This is a genomic window from Thalassoglobus sp. JC818 (assembly GCF_040717535.1).
GTDB lineage: Bacteria > Planctomycetota > Planctomycetia > Planctomycetales > Planctomycetaceae > Thalassoglobus.
Window position 1 is genome coordinate 108,873 of record NZ_JBFEFI010000003.1, and the last position, 14,242, is coordinate 123,114.

The window sequence follows — 14,242 nt, forward strand, 5'->3', positions numbered from 1 at the left end:
TTTCTCGATCACAGTGAACGTGCTATGACTCATTTTGAGTTGGGCTCGTTGAATTGAGTGAACAAGAGCAGCAAACTGATCGAGCGGGGCAAGGATGCGTACACGGACTCTTTTCAAGCTGATCGGCGTCTCTCTCTGCCTTGTCGCCAGCGTGGGGATCTTGTTTCTTCAAGAATCTCTTGCTTGCCCGTTCTGTATGGAGCCGCAGCGGACTCTCACGGAGTACGCAGCCGAGGCAGAATATGTTGCGGTTGCTGTCTTTGTGAAACCCGATTCTGATAAAGGGCAGACTTCGGAGTGGAGAATCGAAACGATTCTCAAAGCGAAGGGTGATCTTCTACGCCTGGGAGACTCGGTCCAGTCGGAGCAGCTTCCAGAGGGCGAGCTGAATGGTCGCTGTATCATCTTCGGTCAGGGTGACACGGATTCGGTGAGTTGGAATTCAGTCGTGGACTCCAATGAGGACATTGAAAAGTATTTCCAAGGACTGCTTAAGACTGATTCGAATGCTCGTCTGAAGCTCTGCATCGACTATCTTGAGCATCGCGACCATGAAATCGCGATGGACTCGTATTCAGAGTTCGCGAAAGTCTCTGCGACGGACGTCGCTGCTTTGGAGGAATTTCTACCTCGCGATCGATTGCGCGAATGGATTGCAACCGTCGATGAATCGCCCAGTCGTTGGACACGGATCGGGCTGTATGGCTTGATGTTGGGCTACTGCGGAAGTGCCGATGATGCGGAGTTTCTGGCCGAGACGATCTACCGACCGACAACCGAAGTCCGAATTGGGTTGAATGGTTTGATTGCCGGTTATCTCCTGCTGACCTCGACGGAAGGCCTCTCGCAGATTGACGAGCGGTTTCTCGACAACTCTGAAGCATCTCGTGACGTTCGATTCTCCACGATGCAGGCACTCCGATTTCTCTGGGAGTCCAAAGATCATGAAATTTCTCCCGATCGCTTAAAGCAATCGATGCGAAAGCTGTTGAATGATCCTGCGTTGGCGATGCTGGCTGTGATCGATCTGACTCGGTGGCAGGATTGGGACGCCATCGACGTCATCGCAGAATTGAAGAAAAGTCCGGAGCACTCCGACTCCTCGACCCAGCGGGCGTTCGTGCGATATCTGCTGGCTGCTGCGGATGCTTGCGATTCGGAAGAGAACCAGGGTTGCCACGATATCGCTGCAAAAGCGAAGCAATTGGTGGAAGAAATCCGCATGACCAATCCGCAACTGGTCAGATTTGCCGAACGAAGCATGTTCGACTAGGGCTGAAGACTCTCTGGGCTTCGCAGATTCTCAACATCGTGGTACATGACAATTCCCAAAGTTCAACAATCGCTCATGCGTTCGAGTGGCTGTGGGAGAGTGGGTGGTTTAGGTGTTTGGTGTACTGCCAGATTCGCCGGAAGAACCGCTTCATTCGTTCCAACCCATCAGTTTTAACTCAACCGAATAATGGGAATCGTCCGAATAATCAGAAAGAACGCGCAGAAACCGCGCCCTCAATCTTGCTGCACTTGTTTGACGGATCAAGCAATGTGACAGCAACGCGGAAGAAAGCGTGACACTATCGGGCTCGAAGCGGTGCCGGGGCACTCTTTTCGGGGCAGATGGATCATCTGAAGAAATTTACCTGCAAGCGGATGTTGGAGAGACTCATGCAATGGACTCGGCGAGTCGGCCTGCTTTGCCTTTGTCTACTACCCTGGAGCACAGTTGGTGTTGCTCAGGGACAAGATCAGATCACCACATCCGATGGGGGTGTTGTTTTTCTGGACGATGTTAGTGGATCAATGGCTCTTTCGAGCGATGGAGGGAATTACATTCTCTTCCAGAAAATGATCGGGGACGGTCCCGGTTTCGCTGACGGATACTCACGAATTGGTGTTCGAACACGGCTTTGGGAGCCGGGAGCTGACCACATTTTCGGTGAGTTGCATGCGTTGATCACTGACGGCGGTCAGGTTGGTTTCAACGTCGGGGGTGGTTACCGAACTCCCATGCGAAATGGACTGATCGGTATTCACGGCTGGTTCGATGACTACGAAACCAGCTACGAAAACCGCTATCGCCAGTTCACGACCGGACTTGAGTATCTCAGTCCGTTCTTTGACGTTCGGGCCAATGGTTACATTCCTGTGGGCGACGAGTCGAACATGCTCGCTGTCTCCGGGTTCAGCAACAATCCTTACTTCAATGGCAACAACATTGTCACCGACGCGACCGGACGGATCGAACGCAGTCTCGCCGGTTGGGATCTGGAAGCAGGGGGTCCTGTCCCGGGAGCCATGAACTGGCTTCGGGGATATGCGGGGATCTATCAGCTGTCTCATGACAACGATTCCACAGTCGGTTTCCGAGGACGTGCAGAAGCACGGTTCATGGAAGGCGTGAACTTGAACCTCGTCGTCAGCGAAGATGATGAGTTTGGAACAAACGTGAATCTGGGTGTGGAAGTTCGCTTCCGTGGAACGATGCCAACCCGCTTCGAGTCTGGCTTGATGGCAGATCGCCGTTACGATCAGGTTCGACGTGTCTGGCCAATTCAGACGACTGTCGAAACAGAAGACGTCGTCGTTCCTCTCAGCAATCCTGGAACCAGCAACGCAATCGATATTGTTTGGGTCGACAATACGAATGGTGCTGGCGGGAACGGGTCTTTCGAGAATCCATTCGATCAATTGCCTGGCATGGCAGACGGTGCTGATTTGATTCTCGTTCGCCGTGGAGCTGGCGAGACGCTTGGAAACATTGCTCTCCTCGACAACCAGCAAATGTTCGGTGAAGGAAAACAACACTTCATCGATACCGAAGAGCTGGGAGTCATTCCGCTTCCAGACACATTCGATTCCACCGGGGCGGCCCCGATCCTGCGTGAAGGAACCGATCTGCTGCCAATCATTTCGCTCGCGAACAACAACGTCATCAGCAGCTTCCAGCTTCGCGGGATGACAGGAATCGCAGGCGATGGTGTTGAGAACTTCCTGATTGATTCTATTTCCAGCGACGACGTTCTCGACGGAATCACCATCGCGAATGCTTCTGGATTTGGAACGCTTTCCAATATTGATCTCCAGCTGCGAGATGATGGAATCGGCGTTTATGTCGTTTCTGCTCCTGGTGAGCCGCTTGCTCTCGACGTCGACAACGTGACTGTCGCAGGCGGAGAAACAGGAGTTGCATTCGTTGGAGACTCCAGCGATTTGATGGCTGATATCGATGACGTCATCGTTTCCGGAACAACCGGAACAGCTTTGGGACTGGCTGGATTCAGTAGTGATCTCTCAGCGACGCTCGACGGAGTTATTGTCAGCAACAACGATGGAAACGGTGTTGAGATTCTCTTGAGCGATGCAACAGGTTCTGTGATCGCAGATGGTCTGGTTGCGAGCGACAACTCTGGCGACGGTGTTCAGATCGTGGCTGGCGATGGTTCAGACTTCGGTGTCGCCATTGTCGATTCGACGATCGATCGAAACGGTGACGACAACATCGCCACGACAGTTCTCGACGGCTCAACACTTGATCTGCTTGTCGATCCGACTTCACTCGTTGAGGCAGGTGACAATGCCTTTGAATTTGTGGTCGCGTCAGGTTCGACTTTGAACTCGCTGTTCGAAGACGTGGACATGTCGGGCAGTGTTGACAACGCGATTGCCGGTTCTGTGACAAACCACAGTACCGCGAATCTGGATTTCGTGAACTTCGACGCATCGGGTTCGGGTGAAGACGGTCTCGCGATGATGGTGAACAACCAGTCGAACGTGGTTGCGAACTTCACCAACGGAACTTTCGATGATTCTGGAAATAGTGCCGTCAACGTGGAATCCGGTGGAAACTCCATGGTTGACGTCAACTTCACAGATGTCACTGCAGACAACCTTGCCAGCGACGGAAACGTCATCTTGCGTTCAGACAACGAAGGAGAGCTGCAGGTCAACTGGATCCGTGGTTCGATCTCGAACGGGGACGCGACTGGTGTGACTGTTCAATCAGTCGGCGGAGGTTCACAAGTTGGCGTCTTGTTCAACGACGTTGCAATTAACAACAACGCTGGCGACGGTATCGACGCCCGATTGACTTCGGGTGGAGATGGATCAATTCTCGATCTGATGCTCGTTGACACCACCCTTCAAGGTAATGGTGAAGATGGTCTCGACTATCAGATCGCCGGAAATGGCGCGACAGGAATGATCGTTCTGGATGGTGTCCAGGCAACCGGAAACGGCATGGACGGTTTCCAGTTCGATGTCACCTCACGAGCGACGCTCAGTGCGGCAACAGCTGAGGATTCTGTCAACGATTTTTCAAACAACCTGGGGAATGCTTTCCAGGGAACTGTCAGCGGAATTGGCTCGACAGCGATGGTTCAAATCTCCGGAGCTCCAGCAACTGGCTCGGGTGAAGAAGGAGCATTGTTCACCAACTCCGCCGGTGGAACTCTTGTCTTCGATTACACCGACGGTTCACTGTCGTTCAGTGGCGAAGATGGGTTGAGCGTCGACACCTCCGGTGCGAACTCACACACCATGATCAACCTGACAGACGTTGGTCTCAACGACAACGGTCAGGTGAATGCAACATCTGGTGACGGTCTGACAGCGACAGCTCGCAACAACGGCCGCATCGATCTGAACCTCGATACAGTTTCCTCAGCTACGAACGCTGAGAAAGGTCTGAATCTTGAGGCCACATCAAATGGTCAATTGCATGTCACCTCGTCAGAAATGCTCGTTCAGAACAACGGTGAAGAGGGTCTTGCCTTCGAAGCGCTCTCTGGCGGCGATCTGACAATCCTGAACACAACAAGTACCTTTGCCAACAACGGTCAAAGCGGAAGCTTGAGTGGAATTCGGGGCCAAGTCAGCAGTGCTGGTTCATCATCGAGTGTCAGCTTCGAAAACACTCTTGTTGACTCCAACAGCGGAGCTGGTATTTCGGTTGATGTTGCAGACGGTGGTGCCTTCATTGGAGAGTTGTTGTCGAGCATCGACGACACCGGAAACATGGAGATCACCGGCAACAACGGAAACGGTGTTGAGTTGAACGCCACCGGGTCTGACACCATGGCGGCTCTGATCATGACCGGTCCCAATGACGTTTCCGGTAACAACGGAAGCGGTGTCAGTGTGACTGGTGCGGACATTGATCAACTCGCTGTGCTCGTCTCTGGAAACATCGACGGCAACAACGGGCACGGTATCTCAGTCGAAGCGACGGATGTCACGAATCTGGCTGTTGACGTGAACAGTGACAGCGGAACCACAACGACATCCGGCAACCTCGGCGACGGGTTCAACCTCGTGTTGGACAATGTCGGTCTGATGAGCGATATCGAAGTGACAACGCTGACTCAGACAGTCACCGTTGGTGGGTTGAACGTCAACGACCTCGAGACTTCCGGAAACCTCGGACACGGTCTCGACATCACTGGCTCAAACCTGAACATCGAGACACTCGAACTCTCAAACGTTGTGAGTACCCTCAACATGTTTGACGGAATTCACATCGATCTGACAGACAGCTCTGTCACGAATATGAACATTCTCGACAGCGTCGCATCCGTGAATACTGGCAACGGAATGCGAATGGATCTCGACAATACTCCGATCGAGAACCTGAATGTCGTGGGGAACACATTCGGAATTCTGCCTGGTTCGACCGCGAATCCTTCGGCTCCAATCGACGATTCGCTGCCATTGATTCGAAACGGTTTCGACTTCAACACGCTGCCAGCAAACGACGACCTGTCCACCGGCTTGATTCCTCTCGGATTCGACGCCAACTTCTTCGGGCAGCTCTTTGATTCAGCATTCGTCAACAACAACGGAAACATCACCTTCGATGCTCCGCTCGGAACCTTCACTCCATTCGGACTGGAAGGCACAAGCCGACAGATCATCGCTCCGTTCTTCGCGGATGTTGATACTCGTGCTGACAGCAACGGTGCAATGTCTGGCGAAGTGACCTTCGGCCAAGGCATTGTCAACGGCCGACAGGCGTTTGGTGTGAACTGGCTAGATGTCCGCCACTTCTCAGTGACAGGCACCAACAATGGTCTGCCAACGAACTCGTTCCAACTGATTCTGGTTGACCGATCCGACATTCGGCCCGGCGACTTCGACATCGAATTCAACTATGGTGAGATTCTTTGGGAAGCTGGTGAAGCCAGCGGTTCAGACGCCTTTGGACTCGGTGGAAGTGCTGCCCGTGTTGGTTACTCCAACGGCGTTGATACTTCGTTCGAACTTGCTGGATCGGGTATCAACGGAGCCTTCCTCGACAGTGGTCCTGCTGCGACAAGTTTGGTCCAGAACAGCCTCGAGTCGATGCACGACGGCCGCTACATCTTCTTCTCCCGCGACGGTTCGATTGGCGGAGAGGTGTCAGGAGTCGGCAACGGCGGAGACGGTTTCCAGCTGAACGCAGGAAACGGATCACACATTCAATCTCTGAACATTTCGGAGAACGATGTTGAGTCCAACAACTCACGCGGAATTTCGATCTCAGCAACTGACAGCGATGTCGGTGGTCTGGGTGGAGGAACAATTGAGCTGAACAACGTCAGCAACAACCTCAGCGGAGGAATTGTTCTCGAGTTCGATGGATCACGACTGGATGATATGCGAATGGCGATGAACACCGTCATGAGCAACGGCAGCGACGGAATTCTTCTGGACTTCGTCGATTCGCCAGTCACCAACCTCGAGATCGTTGATCATCCTGATATCAACATGAACGGACGTGACGGAATCAGTCTGCAAATGGACAACTCCGACATCAACGGCCTGTTGATCGAAAACAACGGAATGGGAACCTTGATGCCCACTCCTGCGAACGAATTCGATATTACTCTGAACTTCTCAGGAGGACTAACTCCAAGTCAGCAGCTTCTCTTCCGCCAGGCTGAGCTTCGATGGGAACAGATCATCACCGACGACCTTCTGGATGTCGGACTCATCGATGACCTGGTCATTGACGCTTCCGGAATTCCAATCGACGGTGTTAACGGAATTCTCGGACAAGCTGGTCCGACTGGCCTGCGAGGCGGAAGCTTCCTGCCATTCCAGGGAATCATGCAGTTCGATACTGCAGACCTTGCCGAACGTGAAGCAGCCGGTCAGCTGGATGAAATCATCCTGCATGAGATGGGACACGTTCTTGGAATTGGAACGATCTGGAACAACCTTGGTCTTGTTTCCGGTTCAGGAACGAACGATCCACGGTTCACAGGAACCAATTCCATCGATGCTTACAACGCACTGTTCGGTTTGACCGAAACAAGCGTGCCTCTTGAAAACATCGGTGGTGCTGGAACTGTTGAATCGCACTGGAGAGAGTCTGTCTTCGACAATGAATTGATGACAGGATACTTGAACGATGAAGTGCCAAATCCGTTGAGCGTGCTGACGATTCAAAGTCTTGCCGACATCGGGTATGTCGTCGATGCAAACGTTGCGGACACTTATCCATCACCAGCAGTCCTGGCAGCAGTCACGGGTGGTTCAGCGAGTGTTGAAGCTGACGACGAAATCGTCATGCGTCCAGACAGCGTCGTCGCTGACATGGACAACCTCGAAGCACTGTACGGTGATATGCCAGCACTCGCGGTTGGTCCAGGAGCATTGGCTTCACTGCAGATGAACGAAGGTCATGGAATCAACATTGGCCTGACCAACAGTGATCTGACAGGCGGTGTGATCTCCGGAAACGTGATTACAGATCACGCCAATGGTGACGCCTTCCGAATGCTGAACCCAACGACCAACGGGAACACGATTGAACTCGACTTCACCGGCAACACCTTCGGGTCAAACGGTGGTCGCGGTATCAACATCGCTCTCGACGGCAATGAGTCACTGGTCACCACGATGACAGACAACACAATCGCCTTCCATGGTGGTCGCGGAATCAGTCTCGACCTTTCAGACTCGTCTTCGGTCGAAGTGAATGACTTCTCCCGTAACAACCTCGACGGCAACAACTCGTTCGGTCTTCGAATCGATGCGAAAGACAACACCAATGTGGTCTTCGATGCCGGAGCTGGAAGCGATGACACTGATCTGAACATCATCTCGAACAACGTCAACGCAGGTATTGGAATCTCACTGTCGCAGAACGCGACCGGGGATCTTCGAATTACGAACACCAATATCAGTGCGACACGAAGTGGTGCAGATCCTGACTTCGGAGCGGAAGGTCTGAACATTCAGCTGACAGACAATGCGTCTGCTCCGAACTTGACCATCGGTCACGAGTCGGTGGCGAATACGACCTTCTCAGGTAACACCGGATCAGGGATTTTGATCAGCAGCGACCTGAGTTCTTCGCTGGCGAACCCAACGATTCAGTTTGTCGATTCGACTCTGAACAACGTCGACGGACTTCGGTTCGAGCGATTTGGATCAGCTGTCGTCGACAACGTGACAATCACAAACTCTGTCTTCAACTCAAACCTGAGCGATGGTATCGACATTGTCGCTTCACAGGGTGACATGACAGACGAGTTCACGATTGTTCAGAACATCATGTCTCAGAATGCTGGTCGCGGTCTGGCAATGGAAGCTCAATTCGATGCCAGCATCGAGGCTCTCGTCGAAGACAACCAGATTGAAAACAACGGCGGAGACGGCGTTGAATTGAATCAGATGACCGTGTCGATGGATGATGCTCCGTCAATCACAGCTGACTTTATCGACAACGATATCGTCTTCAACGGTGGTTACGGAATTGATGTCAACGCCACACACCAGCTGACATTCGATGGAAACGTGATCGACAACAACGAACTGGGTGGAATTCGCTTCAACGCTGAGTCACTCAACCCAGGTGAAACGATCACCATGACTGGTGGATCTGCTTCCGGGAACAACGGAGACGGTATCACAGCGATGAACGTGGACGTGAACTTCGAGTTCGTGAACATGGACATCAGCAACAACACCGGAAATGGAATTCGAACCCAGAACACTGGTCGAGACGTTCTCGTCACCGGAAGCACGATCGACGGAAATGGACAAAGCGGAATTCTGGTTGGCAACACCGGAGGCCGAATTGACATTCTCAACAACTCGATCGATGGCAACGGAACGAACGGGATCACGAATCTCGTCGGCGTGAACTCGACGATCTCAGGGAACTCGATTGATTCGAACGATGCTCACGGAGTTGTCCTTGTCGGTGGAACTCACACCATCACTGACAACACCATGAGTCTCAACGCAGACAAAGGCGTGTCGATCATCGGTGGAACTCACACCATCTCCGGCAACATGTTGGAAATGAACGGGGGAGATGCTCTCCAGATGATTTCCGAACCGGGACAGAACCTGACTGCGAACATCGACGACAACACCTTCCGTGAAAACGGTGGACGTGGAATCGACCTGCTGGTTCGCGGTTCAACGACTGCAGACGTGACGATCACAAACAGCCTCGTCGAGGGCAACAACCTCGAAGGTGTCTACGTTGTGAACACCGCCGATCTGGCTCAGTCTGCTGATGCACTTGCAACAGCTGCCCTGGCTGCTGCTGGCGATCCAATGGCGAACCCAGTCCTGGAATTCGACTTCGACAACAACATTGTCATGGACAATGGGTTGAACAGCGGATTCGCAGGCAGTGGTTTGGTCATGCGAGTCGGAACCAGCGGAGCGACAACCGACTTCAGCAACAATGGCGGATTTGTCAGCGATGGTGCTGGCAACCTGACCGGACGTGGTGGAGTTCTGGCGAACGTGACGAACAGCTCGTTCATCGGTCAACCTGGTGCAGACGTGCTCATCGAATCGTTCGTGTCAACGACCACTCCAGCTGCGACAACTGGAACCTGGGATGCTGCGACCTTCAACGTGACCAGCTTCGTTCAAGATCCACTTTCCCGAATCGATCTCGTCTTCACCGGAAACACCGGGGATGACATCGACATCGTCCGGGCGGGTGCATCGTTCAGCAACGATGAATCGGTCTTCAAATCGCGAACGGATGCTCAGCCAACAGCTGGACCATTCACAAGCGGAACTCGCTTGCGAAACGCACAGCGACTGGCGTCACGCTCCGGAGCGTTTGCGATTCCAGGAGCAACAGGAGCTTCGGACACCTTCCTGTACTCAGGAGTCGGTGGAAGCACATTCCGCGTCTCGGGAGGTTCAACAACTGCAGGATTCAACAACGGGGACAGCTTCGGCGATACCGTGAATCTTGGAGCGGGAATCGGCGAACTTCCATTCGGATGGGGTAGCTTCTAACCGCTAGCGACTGTCTGAAAAAGAATCTGACCGCTGTGTCGTCCACTGGGATGACACAGCGGTTTTTTTGCGCAGAATGGGAAGAATTGATCGCTCGTGTAGGAGACGAAGAACTCTCCTGTTCCGGCTGGCGAAAATGCCAAAGCTTCTCAGGCTGATCTCTGGAAGTTCATCGGTCCGTCGATTATCGTCTTGGGAAGTGGACGCAAGTACAGGTTTTTCATGATCACTCGCATCGAGTTGATAGATTTCATGTCGCATCGGCACACCGTCATTGAACCGGCGGAGGGGCTGACGGTGTTGACGGGGCCGAACAATGTCGGCAAGAGTGCGATCGTGGCGGCATTGCAGTTGTTATGCGACAACACCCGTGGCTCAAACTATGCCATCCGGCACGGTGCGAAATCTTGTTCGGTGACTGTGACGACCGACGATGGTCACGAGGTGACGTGGTCGCGAAGCAAGACTTCCTCGCATTATGTCGTAGACGGTCAACGCTTTGACCGAATTCGCGCTGGGGGCGGATTCGATGAATTGAACACCGCTCTAAGGCTCGGCAAGGTCAACAGCGAGGGAAACGAGGCATTTGACATCCATTTCGGGGCTCAGAAGTCGCCGATCTTCTTGCTCGATAAAACAGGCTCATCGGCGGCTCAGTTTTTCGCATCGTCCTCGGATGTGAGCCGACTTCTTGAGATGCAGCAGGTTCATCAGGACCGCGTTCGATTCGCCAAAAAGGATAAGGGGCGATTGGAGAAAGAACTTGAGGACTGCGCACTTCAGCTAGAAGTTCTCAAGCCATCGCTTCAAATTGAAGAGCGAACCACTCAAGTGGAGAAGCTCTACTCGCAATGGCTTGAAAGTCAGACGGCGGCGGAGGCGTTCTCGGAACTTGTCGATGAAATTGCTCAATCGCAGTCTGATACAGAGTTCCACTCACAGAAATCGAGCGTTCTTCAGAAACTTGAGACCCCGCCGAAGCTGGAAGAGACAAGTCGACTCGCGGAGTTGACCGTCGGGCTGGCGACGATTTCACAGAAGATGGTTCTGCATCACGGACAGCTTGATTCACTGAGCCCGCTGGCGTCTCCGCCGGAACTCTTTGATGTCGATACATTGAGTCGCGTGTTGAAATCCTGCGAGACGCTTGAAAGCTCGATTCAACGTCATCAGTCAAATCGAGAATGTCTTACTCAGCTGGAAGGGCCACCTCATCTCGAAGACACAGATCGGCTTGAGCAACTCATTTTGAGTGTTGAGGAAGCGAGCCTCAGATGCATCGCCAGCGAAGCACGTTTGAACTCGATTGGAGATCTGGAACCGCCGAAGTGGGCCTCCTGCGATGACCTGCAAGCTGTTGTTGCGAGAATGTCCGCAGCGGTAGAAAGATTGGAGATCGAATCAGCGAGGGAAGAACGATTTCGCGAGCTTGCTTCCCCTCCTGACATTCCGTCCAGCGATGGAATCTCTGAGGTCATATTAAAGCTTGAGACACAGATGCAGCGGATGGAAAGCTTGTCCGTCGAGATGAATGGAATCGAGGAGCAGATGCAACTCGTTGAGTCATCCATTCACGATCTCGCGCTTGATCAGACGTGTCCTGTTTGTGGAGGCAACATCGATCCGGAAAAAGCCATTCGTCAGGCTCACAGCTTGGGGAGGGGATAATGTCGGTCGAGGAATGGAACGGGGCTTTATTTATTGGGGACCCGCATCTTGAGAGTCGACAACCCGGTTTTCGAAAGGATAACTATCCCGAAGTCATCCTGGAGAAACTTCGCTGGTCGTTGAACTACGCACGGGAGAACAAGCTCATTCCGGTTCTGCTGGGAGACCTGTTCGATAAGCCCCGTGATAACTCAAACTGGTTGCTGAACCAACTTTTTCAGTTGCTGTCCGGTGAAATTCTCACGGTCTATGGGAATCACGATGTTCATTATCAACCCGAGTTGACGGATGATGACTCGCTCAGCCTGTTGGTCAATTCCGGACATCTCACCTTAATCAGCGAAGACGAGCCATGGGTCGGCACGGTCGCAGGTCGACCGCTTGTGATTGCTGGCTCTTCTTACCGTCAGAAGATTCCCAAGACCTTTGATTCGAGTCCACACTGCGGAAAAACTAAAACGAACCAAAACCCAGTTGTCGTTTGGGTCACGCACCACGATATCCTCATTCCCGGGTATGACGAGGGGCGGGTCAAACCGCGTTCGATTGATGGCGTGGACTTGATCATCAACGGGCATATTCATCGCAATCTGGAGACAGTCGTTAAGGGAAAGACGTCTTGGATCACTCCCGGAAACATCAGCCGACGATCACGAAGTGACGCTTGCCGCGACCACGTCCCGTCGGTTCTGGAACTGCGTCTGGATGATGCGGAGTATCACCTGGAAAGAATCGAAATACCTCATAAACCCTTCGAGGAAGTATTCCACGAAGCGGTGATCGAAGCGGTCGGCAATGAGACTCAGTCAGCGTTTGTCTCCGGTCTAGCTGAACTGCAGGCCCGTCGAACCGACGACGGGGCTGGGCTGATCGAATTTTTGGAATCGAACGTACAACAATTCAGTCCGCAGGTAGCGGCGGAGATCATGGATCTCGCGAAGACAGTGACAGAAGGAGATGAGTGACATGGCAAATAGCGATCAACAGACGATCGAAGAACTTCAGAGTCGGTATCAGGTTCTGCATGAGAAGAAGATCGCAACACAAACCAACCTGACAAATGCTCAAAGTGAACTCCAGAAATTGAAGAAGGAGGCACTTGAGAAGTACGGCACGGACGACCTGGAAGAACTTCGCAGCAAGCTCGAAGAACTCACCGCTGAAAACGAGAGAAAACGTAGAGACTATCAAACATTGTTGGAAGGCATTGAGACGGATCTTGCGATAGTCGAAGCGGACTCGGAGCGCACCCTTGGAGATGGTGAAGCGGGCGAATAATGGAAGCTCATCTTTCAAATTTCGAAGAAGACAGACCATCTGACAGCGCAGTCATTCAGGGAATTCGTCGTCGTGTCGATCGTCTCATCGACCGACGTCGCGAAACCGAACGGCGTTCGAAACAGTTTCGTGATCAGCTTGAAGAAGTAAATCGCGTTCTGGAACTCTCCGATGATGTCACCGCGGCCCTCGAAGCGTTGAATCAACAACTGTTCGACAAGATGCTCGGACTGGTTCAAGAGAAGTTGACGATTGCACTTCAGGAGATCCTGGATCAGGCGGTCTGTTTCCGTGCGCGGTCGGACTTCAAACGGGGCAAAGCCTCCGTCGAGTTCTACATCGAGCGCGAAGGGAATGAAGAGAGCATCATGAACGGGCAAGGGGGCTCCGTCGCGAACATTCTCAGTGTCGGCTTGCGGATGTTTGCGATGATGACGCTCGACCAGAAGGAACACCGCCGGTTTTTGGTGCTCGACGAACAGGATTGCTGGCTGCGCCCAGATCTTGTTCCCCGGCTCGTCAAAATGGTTTACGAGGCAGGGCGTGCTTTGGGATTTCAGGTACTCATGATCAGTCACCATGATCCGCAGAGTTTTGAGCAATACGCGGATAAGGTCTATCGACTCTCCCTGAATCAGCACGGAGCGATCCAAGCCGATGAAGTGGCTCTGTCACCCTCGCATCCCGACGGGGCAACGGGTGAGGGCGACCAGGATGAGCTTTGAATTCTTGAATGAATTTCAGGAATTGGTCTGTATCCGAGGGTGCAATCTCCATTCTTTAGTTCGATGAGGGCTGCGTCGCTGAGCAGCGATTCGTCTTGGAAAGACCTCTTGTTCTAATCGTGGCGACTGTGTTGTTCGCTATGTTCTCAGGCTTCTCTGGGTTGTGGAATCTGGTTAAGCCGAACGATTGTTGAATTCAGACGGTCGAAGTCTCCACATTCAACGAATTGGACCAGTCGCTTGCATCGATACAACCGATCCATCTTGAAGAGTCGCGCTCTTATCGAGTGACTCTGCGTTCCTTGCTACGAAAGTGC

At 52.8% G+C, this 14,242-nt stretch carries 6 protein-coding genes; all 6 read left to right on the forward strand.

Features of this window, described 5'->3' with window-relative positions; translation table 11 throughout:
* Positions 1–94 precede the first annotated feature (94 nt).
* Positions 95–1,273, forward strand: a complete 1,179-nt coding sequence (locus AB1L42_RS08370) for a hypothetical protein (RefSeq protein ID WP_367053259.1) — start codon at positions 95–97, stop codon at positions 1,271–1,273.
* A gap of 392 nt (positions 1,274–1,665) precedes the next feature.
* Entirely contained in the window at positions 1,666–10,254 is an 8,589-nt protein-coding gene (locus tag AB1L42_RS08375) for a right-handed parallel beta-helix repeat-containing protein (protein ID WP_367053261.1), read from the forward strand.
* Between the two features lie 222 nt (positions 10,255–10,476).
* The gene (locus AB1L42_RS08380) at positions 10,477–11,922 is read left to right on the forward strand and encodes an AAA family ATPase (RefSeq protein ID WP_367053263.1); all 1,446 of its coding nucleotides are present in this window, start codon (positions 10,477–10,479) and stop codon (positions 11,920–11,922) included.
* The gene (locus tag AB1L42_RS08385) at positions 11,922–12,887 is read left to right on the forward strand and encodes a metallophosphoesterase (protein ID WP_367053265.1); all 966 of its coding nucleotides are present in this window, start codon (positions 11,922–11,924) and stop codon (positions 12,885–12,887) included. The genes AB1L42_RS08380 and AB1L42_RS08385 overlap by 1 nt, the downstream gene beginning before the upstream one ends.
* A 1-nt stretch (position 12,888) precedes the next feature.
* Positions 12,889–13,200, forward strand: a complete 312-nt coding sequence (locus AB1L42_RS08390; RefSeq protein WP_367053267.1) for a hypothetical protein — start codon at positions 12,889–12,891, stop codon at positions 13,198–13,200.
* Entirely contained in the window at positions 13,200–13,925 is a 726-nt protein-coding gene (locus AB1L42_RS08395; protein ID WP_367053269.1) for a DNA repair protein, read from the forward strand. Before AB1L42_RS08390 ends, AB1L42_RS08395 begins: the two co-directional genes overlap by 1 nt.
* Positions 13,926–14,242 lie beyond the last annotated feature (317 nt).